General features: G+C 43.2%; 20 protein-coding genes. 3 read left to right on the plus strand and 17 right to left on the minus strand.

Annotated features, from left to right (window positions below):
* Window positions 1-84 precede the first annotated feature (84 nt).
* From NFU07_RS03570 to fadH, 6 genes are all read right to left on the minus strand, one after another.
* Window positions 85-1,200 carry an N-acetyldiaminopimelate deacetylase gene (locus tag NFU07_RS03570; RefSeq protein ID WP_251474784.1) on the minus strand — a complete coding sequence of 372 codons (1,116 nt, stop codon included), beginning with the start codon at window positions 1,198-1,200 and terminating at the stop codon, window positions 85-87.
* Between the two features lie 13 nt (window positions 1,201-1,213).
* Window positions 1,214-1,927, minus strand: coding sequence for a 2,3,4,5-tetrahydropyridine-2,6-dicarboxylate N-acetyltransferase (dapD, locus tag NFU07_RS03575; RefSeq protein ID WP_251474787.1), 714 nt, complete (start codon window positions 1,925-1,927; stop codon window positions 1,214-1,216).
* 64 nt (window positions 1,928-1,991) lie between these two features.
* Window positions 1,992-2,867: a transcriptional regulator CcpC gene (locus NFU07_RS03580; RefSeq protein ID WP_251474789.1), complete on the minus strand. Its 876-nt coding sequence runs from the start codon at window positions 2,865-2,867 to the stop codon at window positions 1,992-1,994.
* Window positions 2,857-4,335, minus strand: coding sequence for an MDR family MFS transporter (locus tag NFU07_RS03585; RefSeq protein ID WP_251474793.1), 1,479 nt, complete (start codon window positions 4,333-4,335; stop codon window positions 2,857-2,859). Before NFU07_RS03585 ends, NFU07_RS03580 begins: the two co-directional genes overlap by 11 nt.
* A 66-nt stretch (window positions 4,336-4,401) precedes the next feature.
* Window positions 4,402-4,845 (minus strand): cyclic-di-AMP-binding protein CbpB, encoded by a 444-nt coding sequence (gene cbpB / locus NFU07_RS03590; RefSeq protein ID WP_052651020.1) that lies wholly within the window; start codon window positions 4,843-4,845, stop codon window positions 4,402-4,404.
* Between the two features lie 103 nt (window positions 4,846-4,948).
* Window positions 4,949-5,716 (minus strand): 2,4-dienoyl-CoA reductase, encoded by a 768-nt coding sequence (gene fadH / locus NFU07_RS03595; RefSeq protein WP_235196702.1) that lies wholly within the window; start codon window positions 5,714-5,716, stop codon window positions 4,949-4,951.
* 154 nt (window positions 5,717-5,870) lie between these two features.
* Between fadH and NFU07_RS03600 the strand changes: the two genes are divergently transcribed.
* Window positions 5,871-6,332, plus strand: a complete 462-nt coding sequence (locus NFU07_RS03600) for a YkyB family protein (RefSeq protein ID WP_235196703.1) — start codon at window positions 5,871-5,873, stop codon at window positions 6,330-6,332.
* A 52-nt stretch (window positions 6,333-6,384) separates the two neighbouring features.
* On the opposite strand, the gene NFU07_RS03605 is transcribed toward NFU07_RS03600, so the two are convergent.
* The 5 genes from NFU07_RS03605 to NFU07_RS03625 form a co-directional block, all read right to left on the minus strand.
* Window positions 6,385-7,257 carry an NAD(P)-dependent oxidoreductase gene (locus NFU07_RS03605; RefSeq protein ID WP_285835932.1) on the minus strand — a complete coding sequence of 291 codons (873 nt, stop codon included), beginning with the start codon at window positions 7,255-7,257 and terminating at the stop codon, window positions 6,385-6,387.
* A gap of 218 nt (window positions 7,258-7,475) precedes the next feature.
* Window positions 7,476-8,699, minus strand: a complete 1,224-nt coding sequence (locus tag NFU07_RS03610; protein WP_251474798.1) for a DUF4129 domain-containing protein — start codon at window positions 8,697-8,699, stop codon at window positions 7,476-7,478.
* Window positions 8,696-9,850, minus strand: coding sequence for a DUF58 domain-containing protein (locus tag NFU07_RS03615; protein ID WP_251474801.1), 1,155 nt, complete (start codon window positions 9,848-9,850; stop codon window positions 8,696-8,698). Before NFU07_RS03615 ends, NFU07_RS03610 begins: the two co-directional genes overlap by 4 nt.
* A gap of 2 nt (window positions 9,851-9,852) precedes the next feature.
* Complete coding sequence (locus NFU07_RS03620) at window positions 9,853-10,788, minus strand: AAA family ATPase (protein WP_251474804.1); 936 nt, start codon at window positions 10,786-10,788, stop codon at window positions 9,853-9,855.
* A 27-nt stretch (window positions 10,789-10,815) separates the two neighbouring features.
* Entirely contained in the window at window positions 10,816-11,004 is a 189-nt protein-coding gene (locus NFU07_RS03625; protein ID WP_251474806.1) for a hypothetical protein, read from the minus strand.
* Between the two features lie 212 nt (window positions 11,005-11,216).
* Between NFU07_RS03625 and NFU07_RS03630 the strand changes: the two genes are divergently transcribed.
* Together NFU07_RS03630 and NFU07_RS03635 are read left to right on the plus strand one after the other, a co-directional pair.
* Window positions 11,217-11,831, plus strand: a complete 615-nt coding sequence (locus NFU07_RS03630) for a CPBP family intramembrane glutamic endopeptidase (RefSeq protein ID WP_251474810.1) — start codon at window positions 11,217-11,219, stop codon at window positions 11,829-11,831.
* Between the two features lie 54 nt (window positions 11,832-11,885).
* Window positions 11,886-12,605 (plus strand): hypothetical protein, encoded by a 720-nt coding sequence (locus NFU07_RS03635; RefSeq protein WP_251474813.1) that lies wholly within the window; start codon window positions 11,886-11,888, stop codon window positions 12,603-12,605.
* Window positions 12,606-12,692: 87 nt separating this feature from the next.
* On the opposite strand, the gene NFU07_RS03640 is transcribed toward NFU07_RS03635, so the two are convergent.
* From NFU07_RS03640 to NFU07_RS03665, 6 genes are all read right to left on the minus strand, one after another.
* A complete protein-coding gene (locus tag NFU07_RS03640; protein ID WP_235196712.1) occupies window positions 12,693-13,136 on the minus strand; it encodes a MarR family winged helix-turn-helix transcriptional regulator in 444 nt (147 codons plus the stop codon).
* Between the two features lie 116 nt (window positions 13,137-13,252).
* On the minus strand, window positions 13,253-14,602 hold the full coding sequence (locus NFU07_RS03645) for a TrkH family potassium uptake protein (RefSeq protein WP_251474817.1): 1,350 nt from the start codon (window positions 14,600-14,602) through the stop codon (window positions 13,253-13,255).
* 118 nt (window positions 14,603-14,720) lie between these two features.
* On the minus strand, window positions 14,721-16,085 hold the full coding sequence (locus tag NFU07_RS03650; RefSeq protein WP_251474820.1) for an anti-sigma-I factor RsgI family protein: 1,365 nt from the start codon (window positions 16,083-16,085) through the stop codon (window positions 14,721-14,723).
* Window positions 16,085-16,834 (minus strand): RNA polymerase sigma-I factor, encoded by a 750-nt coding sequence (gene sigI / locus NFU07_RS03655; RefSeq protein ID WP_251474823.1) that lies wholly within the window; start codon window positions 16,832-16,834, stop codon window positions 16,085-16,087. The genes NFU07_RS03650 and sigI overlap by 1 nt, the downstream gene beginning before the upstream one ends.
* A 173-nt stretch (window positions 16,835-17,007) precedes the next feature.
* Window positions 17,008-17,790, minus strand: coding sequence for a TerC family protein (locus NFU07_RS03660; RefSeq protein ID WP_235196715.1), 783 nt, complete (start codon window positions 17,788-17,790; stop codon window positions 17,008-17,010).
* Between the two features lie 219 nt (window positions 17,791-18,009).
* Window positions 18,010-19,089: an SDR family oxidoreductase gene (locus NFU07_RS03665; protein ID WP_251474826.1), complete on the minus strand. Its 1,080-nt coding sequence runs from the start codon at window positions 19,087-19,089 to the stop codon at window positions 18,010-18,012.
* Between the last annotated feature and the right edge of the window lie 89 nt (window positions 19,090-19,178).

Below are 19,178 nucleotides of genomic sequence, written 5' to 3' on the forward strand. Positions count from 1 at the left end.
ATTCTCTCTATTAAGTAGTACGCTGTTAAACAGATTTAGTTCCATCTACATAGAAAAAAGTGGCCAGCTGCATGCCGGCCACTTTTAAAGTTGTTTAAAAAATTGATGGATGAAATTCGGCAAAATTTCCAGCACCGATTCATTTGGATTTAATCTGGAATGATGCAACCCAAACGCTGAATCTACTCCTGTCCAAAACATGACGCCTGGCAATTCATCTGTAAAATAACCAAAGTCTTCACCAGTCATGGCCGCTTCACTTCTTTTTGCTTGAATGCCTATAAAATTTTCAGCGAAGTTTAAAAGCTCTTCAGCCAATACTTCATTATTATTCACTTCCAAATAACTCGAACCGTAGTCAATGGATATTCTGCATTGATAGCCTTCTTCAATAGCCCGGCACATTGCTTCAATCCGCTGTTTTATTTTCAGCATCGATTGCAAATTCAAGGTACGGATGGTTCCTTCAAGCCGTGCATTTTCAGCTATAATATTTTGAACTGTCCCAGCTGTGAATTTCCCGACTGTCAGGACCGCTGAATCCATCGGGTTCACATTCCGGCTGACAATCGTCTGCAGCTGCATCAGCAAAGCAGCTCCTGCAACGGCCATATCCTCTGTTAAATGAGGAAACGCCGCATGGCCGCCTTTGCCGTGCAAGTCTATAAACAATTCAGATGTATTGGCGAATAGAAGGCCGGGTTTTGTTGCTATAGTCCCTACTGGTAATTCAGGAGCAATATGCAGAGCATAGATTTGATCCGGCAAAAACGAAGGCTGCTCGTTTTTTAACCATTCCCGGAAAGGCAAAGCGCCGCCAGGCCCTTCTTCTGCAGGTTGAAATAAAATCACGGCATCTTCAGCAATCGGGTCTTGAATCAGCTTCTCAAGAAGCCCGATCGCATTTGCCATGTGGATATCGTGGCCGCAGGCATGCATAAATCCAGGATGAGTGGATTTAAAGTCAAGGCCTGTTTCTTCTTGTATCGGAAGACCGTCAATATCGGTGCGCCAGCCAATGAGCTTTGTTGGATTCAATCCACGGACTTTAACAGCAAGGCCCGTTTTCCATTGGATAATTTCCAGACGTTCCTGTGGAAAAGTCGCAATGATTTCCTTCAAATACGACTGAGTCTTTACTTCCTGGAATCCGATTTCCGGAATTTGATGCAATTCTCTTCTGATTTTTACTAAATCCATCTGGTGTCCCCTATTACAATTGGCGAAGTTCGTGTTTGATTTCCGTTTTCGCACGTGTTTTTTCGTCCATCAATTTCAAAACGCGCGCTGGTGTGCCGCCGACTACTGCATTTTCAGGAACATCTTCAATAACGATCGCTCCAGCAGCAACAACCGCACCTTTGCCGATGCGCACGCCCTCTAATACAACTGCATTTGCGCCGATCATAACATTATCTTCCACAATTACCGGTGTTGCAGATGCTGGTTCGATAACGCCGGCTAATACTGCACCAGCTCCGATATGGCAATTCTTTCCTACTGTTGCACGGCCGCCAAGAATAACGCCCATGTCAATCATCGTGCCATCTCCGATGACTGCTCCGATATTGATGACAGCGCCCATCATGACGATGCAATTATTGCCGATGTCAACATTCTCACGGATAAACGCACCCGGTTCGATGCGGCTATTGATGTTTTTCATATCCAATAATGGGATCGCCGAGTTTCTGCGGTCATTTTCTACAACTGAATCTTCAATAACTGCCGCATGCTCTTCAAGAGCTTTCTGGATTTCAGCCCATTCCCCAAAAACAACAGCATTGTTGCCTTCACCGAACACTTTAGCTTCTTTTCCAAAATCCAAGTCAGCTACGCCTTGGCCTTTTATGTAAACTTTCACAGGTGTGGATTTTTTTGCATTCTGTATGTACGAAATAATTTGTTCTGCATTCATTTGTTCCATTATTCTACCTCTTTCCATAAGTTATGATGTAATTATAACGGACATAGCGACTAAATTCATCACTTTAGCTTAATAAAGCGGCATGTTTTTTGACTATATCGACAAATGCCTCAACTTGCCTTAGTTGAAACGCAGCATCGTAGCCGATCAGCCATGTGTCGCGGGTCAATTCCAATTCTTCTGCACTGCTCGAAAGTGGCATCATATGAACCCCTTCCGCACCGCTTAACGTAATTGAAGGCAAAATTGCATAGCCGATTCCATTGACCGCCATTTGCTTGCAAGTCTCGATTTGATCGACTGTAATTTGGCGTTTTGGATTGGATGAGAAATGCTTTTGCCACCATTGCTGAATTTCTTCGTAATAATTCGAGTCGCTTTTAAATTGGATGAAAGGGCGCTCGGTTTTCACAACTTCATCCAAGGTTTGAATTTCCTTATCGACCAAATACAGCGTATCTTTGAACAAGTGGATTTTAGGTCCTTTCCAGTCCGTATGTCCGCGAACAATTCCGATATGGGCTTCCCCTTCGTATAAAGCACGGACAATTTCAGAACTCCAGCCGGTGATCAGCTGAATTTTCGCTTCCGGATATAGCGTCACGAAATCTTTTAAGACTTTCGGAAGCCAATTTTGTCCAATGATTGTGGCACAGGCGATTTTCAACGTCCCATGGACTTTCGATGTCAATGTATGAAGAACTTCAAACACTTCTTCTTTGCGCTGAATCATTTCATTGGCGTATTCAATGACCAATTCGCCCGCAGGGGTCGGGGTCAATCCTTTCTGGGAGCGGATGAATAACTGTTCGCCCCAGTCTTTTTCAATCGTCTGAAGCCGTTGGGAAAGTGCCGGCTGCGAAAGAAATAATCGTTCCGCAGCTTTTCGCATATTCCCTTCCTCAGCTAAAATTTTTATGATCAACTCTTCATTGGACATCGCCGTTCAACCCTTTCTTTCTTGGCAAACCGAAAATCAGCAGGAAACTTATGCCGGCAAACAATGCCGTTACGCCGTAGACATTCTGCAACGCACCGCCCAAAGCTTCTTGTAAATAAACCAAGGTTTCAGCCGCTATCGTTTCTCTCCCGGTTTGTGTCAGCAATTCGTTTACTGAATTCAAATTCAAATTCAGTTCTCGTTCATTGAAATACTTTAATAGGGAAGAATTCAGAAGGCTTCCAAGCAAAGCTACTCCAATGGTGCTTCCCAAATTCCGCATGAACACATTGGAAGCTGTCGCAGATCCGCGCTGCTCGTAAGAAACCGCTGCTTGAATGGATACGATAAATGAAGTGCTTGTCAGCCCCATCCCGACTCCTACGAAGAAACTCGACATCGCTGCCCAAAATGGTCCGAATCCCGGTTCCATTAAGACGAAGAGAAGCGTGCCAATCACGAGAAAGACACCGCCTGCCAACGAAGTCTTGAAATAGCCGAATTTAATCAGCAGCCTTCCGGAAAAGAAGGAAGCAATCGGCCAGCCGATAGACATCGCAGTTAAGGTGAATCCAGCCACTGTAGCCGATTGTTCCATCACTCCAGTTACATATGTAGGCAAATAACTCGAAACCGCAATTAAAATAACGCCTGTGAAAAGTGAAACAAGGTTCGCATATAAAATGGAACGATTACTCCAAATATCAAATGGCATCATCGGATCCACTGCTTTTCGCTCAACTAAAATGAATAAGCCAAAGACGAGCAATGCCCCTCCGCACAATACTGCCGACTGCGCCGACACCCACGGAAAGCCGACACCGCCTTCCACTAACCAATAGAGGAAAGCCGTCAATGAAACTGTTAATAGAAATGCACCCATATAGTCAATCGAAGGCTTCGATTTTTTGGCAGGTTCCACTAAAAACAGCAGGACGCCGAGCAAAGCCAAGATTCCAAGAGGGATATTCACCCAGAAGACGTACTCCCATCCGATGGTGGCCACGAGAATACCGCCGATTGCCGGTCCCGTAACAGCTGATATCCCCCAGACACTCGACAGATATCCTTGGATTTTTGCCCGTTCTTCAGCTGAATAGATATCGCCGACAATGGTCGTAGCAATCGGTAAAACGGCTCCAGCCCCAATTCCTTGGACAAACCGGTAGAAAATAAGCATTTCCATTGAATCCGCTAAGCCGCAGAGTAAGGATCCGAACAAGAAAAGCAGGACCCCGATTGCAAAAATCGGTTTTCTGCCGAATATATCCGATAGTTTTCCGTAAAGGAGGACCGTCACGGTGCTCATCAGCAAATAAGAAGAAAACACCCAACTGTATTTTTCAAATCCGCCGAGATCAGCAGAAATGCTTGGCATAGCGGTTGAAACGATAGTCGCTTCCACTGCTCCGATAAACATTGCAAGCATGACCGCAGCAAGCACCAGTGGCCTATTTGTTTTTTTCATCTTTTGACCCTTCTTTCAATTGACAGAAAAAAGGCCTCAAAATGAGACCTTCTTATAACTTCAACATTATTTTCTTAATTGATAAATCTGCTTTTTTAATTGTTTTAAAATGACTCGGCGCGTGAGAATCCCCATAAACATACCTTCAGCATCTACTACACATAGAAAGTTTTGATCAATCAGTAAATCCAAAGCGCGTTGAAAACGTTCAGTGATGTTGATCAGCGGCAAATCTGTCTGCATAATCTCGTCGACTTTTATATCAGGCAAACGTTCATACTCAATGTGTTCTAAACCTAAAATAGCATCCGTAATCCGCTGGGCATTGATTAAACCGCAAAAGCGGTATTTAGGATCCAATACGGGAATAGCGGAATATCCGGTTTTTGTTAAGACAAGCAATGCATGTTCAGCACTATTTCCAAGTTGCACATGCGCGACTTTTTCCGATGAAATGATAAATTCTTCAATTGGCGTATCTAAAAAATCTCTGCTAGGTAATGAAATCATGTACTCTTCTCCTTTTGCATCCTAAACGAGTCACACTACTTACTTCGATTTCATCATAACATCTTTATTCGAACTATTCTATTTTGTTCTTTCGCTTTCCGTATTAAAATGGAAATTTATTTAACCACTGCCCGCCATCCAAAGTGACAATTTCACCATTCATATAAGAGGCTTTATCCGACATCATGAAGGCGGCAAGCTCTGCCACTTCTTCCGGTTTGCCCAAGCGGCCAATTGGAATCGACTCTAATGTCCGTTTTGCCGCTTTTTCAGATTCCCATAGTTTATCAGCTCCGCCTGTGCGTTCAATCGGACCAGGAGCGATCCCGTTTACCCGAATGCCGAACTGCGTTCCCCACTCAACAGCCAATGTCCGGGTCAATGACATGACCCCAGCTTTAGCTGCAGCTGAATGTGCGACACCAGCCCCTGCATTCCAAGCATATGTGGCCAGCATATTGATGATATTCCCTTTGATGCCATTTTCAATCCAGTAATTGCCGACAGCGTGGGAACAGAAAAAAGTACCATTCAATACGATATCAATGACGGATTTCCAGCCATTCGGCGTCAGTTTCTCTGCATGGACTATGAAATTCCCTGCAGCGTTGTTGACCAGGCCATCAATGCTGCCAAAAGTTTCATGCGTGAACTTGACCATCGCTTTTGCATGTTCCGGTTCACGGACGTCCATTTGGAAAGCTTCTACCGATCCCCGCTGCGCATCAATTGTTTTCACCGCTTCATTCAATTTTTCCATATCGCGCCCCGTGATGACTACATTGGCACCTTCAGCTGCAAATTTTTGTGCCATATGCAATCCCATTCCACTTGAACCGCCTGTTACAATTATCGTCTTTCCTGCTAGCATGATGCATTTCCCCTTTTTCATTATTTTCCCCAATATGATTACTATTTAAATAATGGAAATTCACTATTTGCACCGGTATACACCCGTAACGATTTTTGATATGATGAATCTGTAATTGCACTGTAAAAGAATTGTCAAAGAAAGGAATGAGCCCATGTCCATTAAAAAAACAGATTCTGATATCGCCCAAGCCATTTTCACAGTGAATAGGCACGCTAAAACTGCGCCGGACAATCAATATCTGTATGCATTGAAAAAAGAAGCACTTTCTATCATGATTCTTCAAGAACGCGCCCAAAAGATCGGGCTTCACTTCAGCAAAAACCCCCGGAAAAGTCAACAGCAATCTTCAGTCCTCGTAAAATGCGGAAATTATTATTTTCACATGCTGCCGAAAAAAGAAGACTTTGAAAATCTCGAACATTTGGGCCAGCTCGATGAGTCTTATCGAAATCCGCCTAGCCGCATGAACCTTAAGATGGCGAAAGAAATGTTAAGCGAATTGACCGGCCTTACGCCGAAGAAAAAAGAAGAACCGAAAAAACAGTTCACGAAATCTTATCAGCCTCGGCAAATGGATCGATTCTACACGCCGAAAAAATCTTATTTTGATTGATTTCAACACCGAAGCCTTATAGGCTTTCGGTGTTTTATTTTTTATAGCGTTTTTACGATTTGCTGTAGAAATGGATCAATGCCTGTGTGCCATTTTCTTCAAAGCCTTGGTCGGCAAGTTCTTCATACATGCCTAGTGAAAGGCGCAGCCCTGGAAGATTTAAGCCCATTTGCTCTGCTTCTTCTGCAGCGATTTTCATGTCTTTTATAAAATGTTTGATATAGAAGCCCGGAGCAAAATCTTCGCCGATCATCCTCGGAGCCAAATTGGATAACGACCAGGAACCTGCTGCCCCCGATGAAATCGACCGCAAAACAGTTTCAGGATCAAGCCCCGCTTTTTTGGCATAAATCAAAGATTCGCAAACGCCGATCATATTCGTTGCGATATTGATCTGATTGCACATCTTGGTGTGCTGTCCAGAACCCGCAGGCCCTTGATAGACGATGTTTTCACCGAACAATTGCAGCAACGGGAGCGATTTTCTGAAAACGGCTTCGTCGCCTCCGACCATAATGGAAAGAACCGCTTTCTGAGCTCCGACGTCACCGCCTGACACCGGGGCGTCTAAGACATCAATCTCTTTAGCTTTCGCTTCCTCAAAAATGCGTTTAGCTAAATTCGGTTTGGAAGTGGTCATATCCACAAACGTACTCCCTTTTCTAGCGTGCTTCAGCAAACCATTTTCACCGAAATACACTTCTTCTACATCACTTGGGTAGCCGACCATCGTAAATACTACATTTGACTGCTCTGCCACTTGCTTCGGCGACTCGGCCAAAACGGCTCCTTTCTCGATCAGCTCTTCCGCCTTTTTAGCGGTGCGGGTATAGATGGAAACTTGATGCCCTGCCTCTAGCAAATGCTTAACCAAACTTTTCCCCATAACTCCGGTTCCGATAAATCCTACTTCCATATGTAACATCTCCTTCAAGTTGTATAATCAGTTTAGCAAAAATCTTCTGATCATTCATCCCTATTTATTGATTCTCCAGCTCAACCACTTTGCATAAGCTAATAATTTAGGATGCAAGTTTGGAAAAAGGCAAAAAAAAGAAGCCGACCCGTTACCGAGCCGACCACAAAAGGGGGAAATGAGAATGTTGCTGTGTTCAAGTATACTATGCCCGCTGCCAACCTCTTCTAAACATCTTTTTTCAAAAAATTTTCTTTCAATTTTTGGATTTCATTTATAAAGGGCAATGCTTCTTTTTCGGATATCGACCCTTCGCCGTAGCGGACGAAATCATAGGTCTGAAAGAAATTGTCGGAAACCGGCCATGCCATTCGGGCCGTCCACTCTTTCACCGTTTCAAAATCTTGTCGCCCTTTCCCTGCCGCTGCTGCTTCCCTATCAAATGCTCGGAATGCTTCTCTGACAATCTGAAGATCCATTTCTCCGTACACAATTGGACTTTTCGCCTCAGCTTCTACGTTTTCAGGGATGGTTGCAAAACGTTCTACCGACACATGACTTTCCGGCTTTTCGATTCCTTTTTCGACTTTTACTTTCTTCAGCCAAAAGATCAACGCGATTAAAGCCACTAAAATTCCGGCTCCCAAAAAGACTTCGGTTGGAAAATCAAAACTGCCGGACTGGATTATTTCCTGTGCCTGTTCTTCACTTTCATCCGGCCCCATCTTTTCTAAAGTCGCTTCCATTTCGGATTCGGTGGATAAACCGGATAGATAATCCGTCAGTTTTTCCATAATTCCCGCAAATGGCCAAAGGACAACTCGGAGAATTCCGGCCAAAACAAATGCCGTACCTTGCCTTACTTCGTCTGCAAGGAACCAAACAAGAAAAGAAAGGACACCGGAAATTCCAACTACCGCTAATGCAGCGCTAATCGCCTGCCCTAATTTTACCCCGTAGGTTCTCGCTTCCAAATAGCGGTAAGCCATTCGGAAAAACACATAGAAAACAAGGGCACTAGCTACAATAGAGAAAATGATCGTTGAAGAATCAGCTAACGGGCTGAACAAGTCCGCAATCAGGCTCGCACAAAACAAGAGGACGAAAATCAGCAGAAAATTTCCGTCTGCATTCAATCCGTCGTCAAGAACCGAAAAGCGGGCATGGAGCCGGTACATGGTTAATAGGATTAATAATAGGGCAACCCCTACCGATGCGCCGAGCAAAATTGCCGCTGACATGGTGAGCGCAGAAAGAGCAAAGGCTACCCCTACATGATAAGGCCATTTTGCAAAAATGAGAAAGCTAAGAACAGCAACAGCAAAACTTGAAACGAGCCAAATGAAAGCCAGCGGCAAGTCTGTTTCATTTGCGAAAAAAACGAAGATGAGTGAAATCGCGAATGCATCAAGCATATATTTGCCGGCAGAAAGAAAGCGTGCGCTGATCATGCACTTTCACTCCCTTTCGTCCCATTTAGCATTTTCAATTCTGTTCTTCGACTCCATCTTGAAGCGAATTCCATCACATCAGCTGGATCTTCCATCAGGAGATAAGTCGTGAAGGGAAGCTCCGTATGAACATCCAAATGCGCCAACATGGAACGGAATGGCATTGTGGAATGGTTCTTGGAGATCAATGAAAGAAAATCCAACGCTTTTTGGCGCTGCATCTGCCCTTCACCGGAAGCCAAATAAATATACGGTGTTTTTCCGGCGGAGCGGATATTAATCGCTAAAGAATAAGGAATGCCTTCCCTATAGCAATGTTCTATATAGGAAGCGACTTCTTCTATGCGTTCTTCTAAATTGGTAATGGTGGCATAATGAGAAGCTACATTCATCACAAACAAGATCGACTCATTAGCGACACGTTCAACGATTCTCGTCTGATAAGTTTGCATCCTCGCACTGGCTTTCCAGTGGATTTGGTTAAATTGGTCAGTCGGCACATAATCTCTTGTGCCAATTGGCTGGAACGTATCTTCAAAAAGGGAATGCTTTAAATTGAACTGGCCAGGCCGTTGATGGGATGGTGCATAACGGAACGGATTCTTCCGGAGTTTCGGGTAGACGAGCTGCTCCTGCAGAATCATCGGTTTGTATTCCAGCACGACATTTCCTTCGCCAAACGGATGCGGGACGCTGAGTTCCATCTTTTTCAACCGCGCTAAGCCGCGTTGCTTGGCGATTAACGGAACTTTTAAAACAATCGTCTCATTGCGTCCCACCGTTAAAGGCAAATCCATTTCTACTAATTCTCCGTAATTCACCATTAAATCGCTTTTGGATTGAACCGCATCAGAAAACCAGATTTTCAAGTTGCCTCCCCAAATCGGCAATCCTTTATTCGCGAAAGCCAACTCCCAGGAAGTTTCACTTCCGTTCAGCACCCGCTTCCGCAGCTTCTCATTTTTAAACTCCAGCCCATTGCCGACTTTAGAAAAATATAGCCATTGAAAGCCCACAATCGCAGCAATAAAGGCGATAACGGCAGCAGCAGCGAATTGCAGAAAAACCAATGCCATAAATAAGAAAACCAGCAAAAAACCGAATATCCATTTGGTGTTTTTAGCATGATGGTCATGTCGGATCCACATCATAATTAGATCGCCTCAACAGGCGAAGGAATAGATTCTGAAATTTCCTGGAGCACATCGCTCGCCTTTAAAACGAGCAGGCCTTCTGCTGATAGGAGCAGCCTATGCAGAGCGACCGGCTTCAATACATACTTCACATCGTCAGGCGTCACAAAATTCCGGCCATCGATAAAAGCTTTTCCTTGTGCCGCATGGACAAGAGCCAGTGCTGCACGCGAACTCAAGCCCAGCTCGATCATGGGATGTTCCCGTGTTGCCCGGACTAAACCAATGATGTACCTTTCAACATCTTCATGGATTTTCACTTTTTTCGCTTCTTGTGACCAGCCCTTAACATCCTCAATCGAGGCCACTGCCTGAATCGTTTTTTTATGGGACACATTGTCCCGGAAGTTTCGGATGATTTTCATTTCTTCCTCTGGAGTCGGATAACCGATTTCCAGACGAAAAAGAAAACGGTCCAATTGGGCCGCTGGCAGCGGGAACGTGCCTTGCTGCGACTCCACTGGATTTTGGGTAGCAATCACAATAAAGGGTTTTGGCAATTGCAAGGTCTCCCCATCGATGGTCGCTTGCTTTTCTTCCATGGCTTCAAGCAAACTCGATTGCGTTCTCGGAGTAGCCCGGTTGATTTCATCTGCCAATAAAAGATTGGTCAAAACCGCGCCGGGACGCAACTGGAATTCTTGAATTTTCGGATTAAAGAAACGGATGCCGGTCACATCAGACGGCAAGACGTCCGGAGTAAATTGCAGTCGTTGGAATTGCCCTGTAAACGATCCAGCGAACGCTTTTGCCATCCAGGTTTTCCCCGAGCCCGGCACACTTTCCAATAACACATGCCCTTCCTGGATCAACGCAATCAACATAAAATCAATTTCTTTTTCCCTTCCGACAATCAATTCATTCAAATGACCTTTAACTTCGCTCAATGTCCCCATTAGGCTCCCCCTTGTATGTATTGCTGCTTATTTTGATGGTTCTTCAGTATATGTATAAATCGTGATGCCGTGATGATAAGCTCCCCCTCGAAAATGCTTAAAATCCGGCCGTTCAATTAATACTTTCCGGAATTCCAAAAAATCCTCTTTTTCAATCTTGATGGATTCCAACTCGCCATTTTTCAATTGCTCCAGCATTTCTTCGTAATTGGTCATAGAATATTCTCCTTTCGTCCCCAAACCGACTGTTTTTGTCTGTTATAATAATTATTGGATACCTTAAGCTTTCATGTGTAATATAGGTAGCTACACCACCCAAAAATAATTGGTCTTATTTAACAGTATACAACATTAAAATAACTTACACAGTCTTAGCCAAGCCGATCTGGATTTTTAAGAACGGCTTTTCATTTTTAGGAGGATTTTTCATGTTCACTTTTTTAAAAGATCATAAATTGATTTTATTTATCCCGGTGGCACTGTTCTTATATGACTTAGCTTTCCGTGATACTGCTATTTTTTGGTATATGTATACATTTTCCATCTTGGTCTTAATGTCTATCGCCATGCTCTATACGAAAATATTGGATGAAATGCCGACATGGAAGTCTTTGATCTACGGCTTAGTTTTCGGCGGATTGATCTATGCATTGATTGCCGGCGGTTTCCAGTTGATGCAGTGGTCCCCGTTAACAGTGGAAAAATCAGTGCGTTCTTTCCTTAACACCTATGCCCCGGCCTCTATTTGGCATTATTTGCTGCTCATGTTTTTAATCGTTCCAGGAGAAGAAATTTTTTGGCGAGGATTCGTCCAGAAGGAATTGAAGAAATACATGTCGTTGAAATGGACGATCATCCTTTCGAGTGCCCTGTTTGCACTAGCGATCGGCATCAGCGGTTTCTGGCTAGGTGCCCTAGCAGGCTTGGCAGCTGGCCTGGTTCTAGGCGGCTTATACGAATGGAAGCGCAGCATGCCTTTGCTAATTATCACACATCTCGTTATGATAGTATTATTGTTTCTTATAGCGCCATTGGCTGTTTAAAATGAAACATATTGCCAGGTCAGTGCGTCAACTAGAGTAAAGGGAGGAATTTTTATGAAAAAGAATTTATTATTTGCAGCATCTATTCTAGCAATCGGCGGTTTCTTGGCTGCATGCGGGTCGGAAGAAACGACTGATGAAAATACCGGATCATCTCCGGACAAGGCTACTGAAGAAGTGGTAGACAATGAAACAGCGGAAGAAACGCCAGCAGAGGAAACTGCTGAGGATTCAGAAGCCGTTGAAGAATCAGAAGAAGATGCAAACCCTGAAGAAACAGAAGCCCCTTCTGAATCTGTTGATGAAACGGAAGAAGCAACAGAAGCTGACGAAGTAACCGAGGCGCCTGAAACAGAAGGCACAGTAACACAAAGCCCTGAACAAGCATATGAAATCACGGTATTGCCTGCTTATGAGCTGACTTCTGAAGAGCCTGGAAAAGATTCGCTTTTCCTTACTTCAGATTCTTCCGTATTCATGCGTGTGGAAACTTTCTCACCTGACGACCTCGACTTTGCTTATGCAGAAGATATCATGAAACAGACTGTACAAGCCTCAAACGGCGAAGCGGAAATGACTGAAGGCGCAGCACTGGACGGAGAAGAGTACATCAACTCCTCCGTTTATGAAATTCCTAGCGCTGAAGGAAAAGTGACTGGCGTTGTTTATGAAAAAGATGACATAATCGTACGCCTTACTATTTTCGATAAAACCGCTATTGATGCGACTCCTGACTTTATCAAAATGGGACAAACTATCGACTCAACAAACTAAACGAAAAAAAGCAGCCTATAAAGGCTGCTTTTTTAATGCTTACTGAATTTAAAGGGAATTACTCTTCAATGCCTGTTTCTGCTGTTCTTAATAAGATAAATCCTTGATCGACAATCCGAGTTTCTTCATCAATTCGATGGCCTGCTCTTTTTCTTCACTCGATAAGGCGTTAGTGAGCTCATGGAGATGTTTTTCATGTTCCGGAAAGATCTGGCTCATAAATTCATTACCGGCTTCGGATATTTCAGCGTAAGTGACGCGACGGTCAGACGGGCAATTGACGCGCGTAATATAGCCCCTTTTCTCCAGCTTATCAATGACATACGTAATAGACCCGCTCGCAAGCAGGATTTTACCGCCAATTTTCTGCAGAGGCTGTTTGCCTTTATGGTAAAGAAGCTCCAAGACAGCAAATTCTGTCGGATTCACGCCATTTGCTTGGAAAAATTGATTGGTTTGTTCGGAAATCGCTTTATGTGCGCGCGACATCACGATAAATAACTTCAACGATTGCTTTATATCTTCATTCATTCTTTTCACTCATTTCCGATTAAAAATCTATTATACCAATTATAATCATTAAATCGAAAAAAGGCACGGTTTATAGTCTTTTTGTGGCTTTTTCTGTATTTAAAGCAAGCAAATCTTTACCCGATGATCACGCGTTCTTTAGGATAATGGAACTTTGTTGGATCAGTCTTTCCACCTATCGTGAACAGGAACGATATCAAGCCAACCCGTCCGATAAACATCAATGCCATGATAATCAATTTACCAGGACTGGATAAGTCTTCGGTGATGCCGAGCGACATTCCGCAAGTTCCAAATGCTGAGGTGATTTCAAACACAATTTCGATTAGGCTAGCAGCTGGCTCTGTTAAAATCAATGCCATTGTAGCTGCCAAGACCATGAATCCTGCAAGGATAATTACGGCGTAAGACCGGAATACATCAATCAATTGAATTTCTCTTTTGAATATTTGTATCGTATTTTTTCCCCGTGCGAAATTGATCAAGAACAAAAGCGCAATGGCAAAAGTCGTTGTTCGAATACCGCCTCCAGCTGAACTTGGCGAAGCGCCAATAAACATCAATGCACTCATAAACAGATTGGTCGCTTCACTAAATTGAGTGATGTCCATAGTTGTCATGCCGCCAGAACGGGAAGAAACAGAGTGGAACATCGCAGCAAAAAGCGTTTCATGCCAAGAATAATCTTTAAAAGCTTTAAAAGATTCGAAAGCCAGCAAAACCACGGTTCCTATCAACAATAATCCTCCGAACGTCACGGTCGTGATTTTCGTGAATAACGAAAAACGGAATTTCTTGTTTTTATTGGATAGAAATTCTTTCAGTTCGATCAATACAGGAAAACCGATTGCCCCTAAGATAATCAGGATCATATTAATGATCTGCACAAAGTAATCATTAAAATAAGGAGCCATCGACTGGCCTGTAATATCAAATCCACCATTGGTCGTTGCACTGACAGAAGCAAAAATCCCATGCAGCAGGGCTTCGTCGAATCCATCGTAATACTGCGTAAAGTACAAAGTGAAAATAATGGCTCCGGCTGCTTCGATCAGCAAAAGGATTTTAATGATTTCCCGAATCAATTTAACCGCTCCGGACATGTTGAATTGGTTGTGGTCCACCATAATCAATTGGCGCTCTCTCAATCCGATGCGCTTGCCGACCAATAACCAGAAAAATGTCCCGATGGACATGATTCCGATTCCGCCTAATTGCAGGATGAACAGTAAAATCGCAATGCCGAAAATAGAGTAGGTTTCTGAAATATTGATGACCGTCAATCCTGTCACACTTACTGCACTCACAGCTGTGAATAATGTATCAATCCAGCTTATTTCAACCCCAGGCAAATGCACTTTCGGCAAGCTGAGCAGCAAAAAGGAAAAGGCAATCGCTACGAAATAATACGAAACGATTACCTGCGCAGGCGTTAATGACCTAATTTTTTGCAGCGATTTATTCATAACTTTTAATTCCCTTCAGCCTTATCTTCTTTCCTTATTCTATGAAAAGAATGTGGAAAAAGAAAGGATAAAATAAATTACTTTCCTAAAACAAGCGAAAAGAGCAGAAGAAGGACTTCTACTCTTTTCCGTTTTTCCCTTTATTATTTCCAGTTTGTCCATTTGGATTTTTCTTGTCTTGCCCTGGCGGTGTTTGCTTTTTCTCTTGGCCAGGCGGCGCTGCCTTCTTCTTTTCCTGTCCAGGCGGCGTTGCCTTTTTCTTTTCCTGTCCTGGCGGTGTTTGCTTCTTTTCCTGTCCAGGCGGCGTTACCTTTTTCTTTTCCTGTCCTGGAGGTGTTTGCTTCTTTTCCTGTCCAGGTGGCGTTGCCTTTTTCTTTTCCTGTCCTGGCGGTGTTTGCTTTTTCTCTTGAACAGGCGGCGTCGCCTTTTTCTTTTCCTGTCCTGGCGGTGTTTGCTTTTTCTCTTGGCCAGGCGGCGTCGCCTTTTTCTTTTCCTGTCCTGGCGGTGTTTGCTTTTTCTCTTGGCCAGGCGGCGTCGCCTTTTTCTTTTCCTGTCCTGGCGGTGTTTGCTTTTTCTCTTGGCCAGGTGGCGTTGCCTTTTTCTTTTCCTGTCCTGGCGGTGTTTGCTTTTTCTCTTGGCCAGGCGGTGTTTGCTTTTTCTCTTGGCCAGGCGGCGTTGCTCGATTTGAACGTTCCGGTGCTGTCGCTTTCTTCTCTTGTTCTGGTGCAAGATTTTCTTTGTTCTGCTCAGAAGAGTCAGGCGGTGCTTTTACCGGATCTTTCTGCTTACTTTTTTCTTTTAAAGGCGGCTTGCTGTCCGCCGGAGTTTCTTTCGTTTTTGAAGATTCCTCAAAAACTTCAAAGTCCTCTACTTTTTGGCCGACTGGCACATTTTCCTTAATAGATTTTCTCCATTGCTCAGGGCTTGCTTCTTTTAAATGGACTTCTAATTTTTCTTTTGCCACTTTAGCTGAAACAGCCAATACCGCAGCTTCGAGATCAGCCAAACTTTCTTTTTTATCGCCAGTCACTACCGTTGTAATGGTCACTTCTTCTGTCGATTCCCGTAATGACAACAGGATGGCTTTTTCCAGAACTTCATCTACCGATAGATTTTCCCAATCCTTTATCTTCGAAATGACTTCCAGGCCATCTTTATTTAATTCCCTTAATGATACCACTCGGAAATTCTCATCAATTCCCATTTCAATGCTCGGATTCACTTCTATCTGCACATAGGCATAAGCTTCATTTGAAGGAAGTACTGTTGATAAAACAAGCATGAGGATGGCCGCCGCTAACACAGCCGGTGCCAACATCATCCCTACGCGGCTTTTGGCTTTTTTTACTTTCGGAAAGAAATAAGCCTCTTCTCCGACAGCCGCTTCATCTGCTGGGCGGCCCTCTACAAATCTGCCATCCTTTAAGATGAAGACGGAGCGGTCCTTATTCAATTCCAGACAAATTCCTTTTTGCATCTGCATTAAAGCAACCGCTCCTTTAAATAATCTTTTAAATAATGTAAATCACTTTTGATCAAAACAATAATAGCGATAATATACTTCCGATTCCGTTCAATGGTCTTTCGGGACACTTTGACATGCTGTTCAATTTCTTTAATCGGCAATTTCTTTTTTTCGCAAAGATAGTCAAAGTATTCTTCTGTTTCTGCTATCATCTGTGCAATTTGCACGGCCGTTTTTCTGGCATCTTCATGAGCGGGTGAAACTTTAGCTAAGACTTGGAAACTGAGCTTGTATTCTGCAAGCATCTGCTCATATAAGTGAATTTCTTCTTTGCGGATCTCTGCTTGCTTTTTTACATCGTAATGTTTGATAGCTGCATCGGCTTCAATCCAATGATTGGTCTCATCACTATCTATCTGAACTTGGAAATCATGGCTGAATTCCGAGCGGTTACTTTCTTTTCGAATAAAATCAATCACTCTTCTGCGAATGATTAAATGGGCAAACGTTAGAAAGGAAGCATTTTTATCTTTTTCGTATCCTTTAACAGCTTCATGAAATGCTGACAACGCAATGCTCCATTCGTCATCATGCTGATCGATGAATCGTTTGCATACTTGTGCTGCAGTTTTTTTTACAAAAGGGGCATAAGATTGAAGCAATTCATTTAAAGCCTCTTCATCCCCAGCTTTGGCGAGCAGCGCTAATTCTTCAGCAGAATGTTTACCATCTCGACCAAATAACCCTGTTATTGCAGACAAAAGCATGACCATTCACCTCTTTTCATTTCTTCACTACTCCTGATTGTAACGGCAGCATTTAGAAATGAAAAGGAAGAGTTAACTTGCTTTCTATATATATTCGGAGATTTTTACATCTTTATGTCCGCATCTAAAGAATAATTTTCCAAAAGAAAAAGCCTCCCGTAGGAAGCTTTTTATCAAACATTCTCTTGCTTGCTTTTACGTACACCTAAAACGGCACTTACTACGACAATACCGATTAGAACTGTCCAGAACGTAAGTGTCCATGGAGTTGAATGCGGGAAGTCATGCGGCAAAATGCCAACATTTTCGTGTGCCAAAGTCATAACAAGAAGTTTGACCCCAACCCATCCGACAATGACAAATGCCCCTGTTTCAAGTTGCGGATACTTCTCAAGAAGCTGAACAAATTTATGGGCTGCAAATCGCATGATGATAACACCGATTAAACCACCCAATAGCATAACTGTAAATTGACCGGAGTTGATGCCGCCAATTTCTTCGACGCCGAATAGATCCAAATGAGGCAAGGTTACTGCAAGTGCAACAGCCGCTAGCATAGAGTCAATCGCAAATGCGATATCTGCTAGTTCGACTTTTAAAACCGTCATCCAGAAACCAGAACCTTTTTTCTCAACTTTCTCGCCTTTATCATCGAGAATCTGATCACTGTCGCCTTTACGCTGATCGTAAATGCTCTTAACCGAGATAAACAGGAGATAAGCTGCTCCTAGGGCTTGGATTTGCCAAATATTCACAAGTAATGTGATCATGAATAGGGCTGCAAAACGGAAAACAAATGCCCCAACTAATCCGTAAAATAAAGCTTTTTTCTGTTGCTCTTTAGGCAAATGTTTTACCATTACTGCCATTACCACTGCGTTATCCGCAGCGAGCAGCCCTTCAAGCCCTACTAAAACCAACAGGACCCAGGCATACTCTAATAATACTGCTTCCATCTTCTTTCTCCTCCTAATTTTTGCCAGCAAAAAAGACCCCTGCCTAATAAAAGGCAAAGGTCTCGCTAAGCAATTAAAATCGCTATCATAACCGATGGTTACTAACCATGTATTGACGATTATGAAATAGGTTTCCCTACAGCTACTCCCCCTTGACTGAAAGCCAAAGTGTATTGAGTTGTAATTTTATTATAGCACCTTTTGGAATGAAGTAAATATTTAACCTATCTTCACATGAAATTTTTTGTTAAATTTATGAAGTTCATAAAACTTGACCATCGTAGGGATTGTTTCTAAAAAATCGGCGCAATGGATTTCGGATCCTGCAAGAAGCTGTTGCGCATTCGTCGTATCAAAATGGGCGTTCCATGTTAAGTAATCCAAGGTTTCGGCTTCCACCCCCAAAAATCGCTGCAAAGAAACACTTTTCAATGAAAATGCCGCGACTGTATGAGGCAAGCGCAGTTTTGGTGTCTTACCTGTTTTTTCTTGAACCATTTTCCGGTAGACTTCTTCAACCGGATGCGGATTTGGATCCGTCAAATGGACGGTTTTCCCTTCCGCTTCATCTTGTTCACTTAAATAGACGGAGGCTTTCAATATATAATCGATCGGAACGACATTGATGAAAGCTGTTGATCTTCCGATATAAGGTATGAAAGGCAATTTTCTGAGCCGGTCAATCATGTTCAAAAAGAAATACGGACCGTCAAACTTAATGGTTTCACCCGTCTCAGAATTCCCTCGAACAATCCCTGGCCGGATAATGGTCACGGGATATGTCTCTTTCAATTCTTCAACTAATAGTTCTGCTTCAAATTTCGTTTCTTCGTAGAAATTCTTGAAATTTTCCGGCCGGATCAATTCATCTTCATACAATGTACCTTCTCTATCACCCGCTACATAAGCCGTGCTGAAATACATATAGCGCAATAGATGAGGCAGCTCAGATACAAATCGATTTACATTTCTCGTGCCTTCAACATTCACTTTCCAAGCGATTTCACGAGGGACAGCCAGGTCATAAATGGCTGCAAGATGCCAGAACACCACTTCTTTGTCTTTCAGATAGGCGGTATCTTCATCGTTCAACCCCAGCCCATCTTTGGTGATATCCCCTGCCATCAACCGAATGGGTCCACAATCAGTGAGCCGCTGAATTTCATCAGCCTTCCTTCTTGCTTTTTCCATTTCAGCCGCCAAGACGATTGCGGATACGCTATTTTCTTTTTTGATGACCGTGCGAATTAATTGGCTTGCAATAAACCCAGGAAAGCCTGTGAAAACGACTTCTTTCATGAACCCAACTCCTTCCACCCCAAACACGCCCATCATTTGAAGTTGATTTTCATTCATTATACTAAATATTCCAAATAAAAATGCAAAAA

The sequence above is a fragment of the Planococcus sp. NCCP-2050 genome (assembly GCF_023708025.1).
Lineage (GTDB): Bacteria > Bacillota > Bacilli > Bacillales_A > Planococcaceae > Planococcus.

What these genes read in the sequence shown, in the direction of transcription:
- NFU07_RS03580 (WP_251474789.1), bottom strand. Translation starts at nt 2,867, where the DNA reads ATGTCCAATGAAGAGTTGATCATAAAAATTTTAGCTGAGGAAGGGAAT.
- NFU07_RS03605 (WP_285835932.1), bottom strand. Translation starts at nt 7,257, where the DNA reads ATGTTACATATGGAAGTAGGATTTATCGGAACCGGAGTTATGGGGAAA.
- NFU07_RS03570 (WP_251474784.1), bottom strand. Translation starts at nt 1,200, where the DNA reads ATGGATTTAGTAAAAATCAGAAGAGAATTGCATCAAATTCCGGAAATC.
- fadH (WP_235196702.1), bottom strand. Translation starts at nt 5,716, where the DNA reads ATGCTAGCAGGAAAGACGATAATTGTAACAGGCGGTTCAAGTGGAATG.
- NFU07_RS03660 (WP_235196715.1), bottom strand. Translation starts at nt 17,790, where the DNA reads ATGGAAGCAGTATTATTAGAGTATGCCTGGGTCCTGTTGGTTTTAGTA.
- NFU07_RS03665 (WP_251474826.1), bottom strand. Translation starts at nt 19,089, where the DNA reads ATGAAAGAAGTCGTTTTCACAGGCTTTCCTGGGTTTATTGCAAGCCAA.
- NFU07_RS03650 (WP_251474820.1), bottom strand. Translation starts at nt 16,085, where the DNA reads ATGCAGATGCAAAAAGGAATTTGTCTGGAATTGAATAAGGACCGCTCC.
- NFU07_RS03630 (WP_251474810.1), top strand. Translation starts at nt 11,217, where the DNA reads ATGTTCACTTTTTTAAAAGATCATAAATTGATTTTATTTATCCCGGTG.
- NFU07_RS03615 (WP_251474801.1), bottom strand. Translation starts at nt 9,850, where the DNA reads ATGATGTGGATCCGACATGACCATCATGCTAAAAACACCAAATGGATA.
- NFU07_RS03610 (WP_251474798.1), bottom strand. Translation starts at nt 8,699, where the DNA reads ATGATCAGCGCACGCTTTCTTTCTGCCGGCAAATATATGCTTGATGCA.
- NFU07_RS03635 (WP_251474813.1), top strand. Translation starts at nt 11,886, where the DNA reads ATGAAAAAGAATTTATTATTTGCAGCATCTATTCTAGCAATCGGCGGT.
- dapD (WP_251474787.1), bottom strand. Translation starts at nt 1,927, where the DNA reads ATGGAACAAATGAATGCAGAACAAATTATTTCGTACATACAGAATGCA.
- cbpB (WP_052651020.1), bottom strand. Translation starts at nt 4,845, where the DNA reads ATGATTTCATTACCTAGCAGAGATTTTTTAGATACGCCAATTGAAGAA.
- NFU07_RS03640 (WP_235196712.1), bottom strand. Translation starts at nt 13,136, where the DNA reads ATGAATGAAGATATAAAGCAATCGTTGAAGTTATTTATCGTGATGTCG.
- NFU07_RS03645 (WP_251474817.1), bottom strand. Translation starts at nt 14,602, where the DNA reads ATGAATAAATCGCTGCAAAAAATTAGGTCATTAACGCCTGCGCAGGTA.
- NFU07_RS03600 (WP_235196703.1), top strand. Translation starts at nt 5,871, where the DNA reads ATGTCCATTAAAAAAACAGATTCTGATATCGCCCAAGCCATTTTCACA.
- NFU07_RS03620 (WP_251474804.1), bottom strand. Translation starts at nt 10,788, where the DNA reads ATGGGGACATTGAGCGAAGTTAAAGGTCATTTGAATGAATTGATTGTC.
- NFU07_RS03625 (WP_251474806.1), bottom strand. Translation starts at nt 11,004, where the DNA reads ATGACCAATTACGAAGAAATGCTGGAGCAATTGAAAAATGGCGAGTTG.
- sigI (WP_251474823.1), bottom strand. Translation starts at nt 16,834, where the DNA reads ATGCTTTTGTCTGCAATAACAGGGTTATTTGGTCGAGATGGTAAACAT.
- NFU07_RS03585 (WP_251474793.1), bottom strand. Translation starts at nt 4,335, where the DNA reads ATGAAAAAAACAAATAGGCCACTGGTGCTTGCTGCGGTCATGCTTGCA.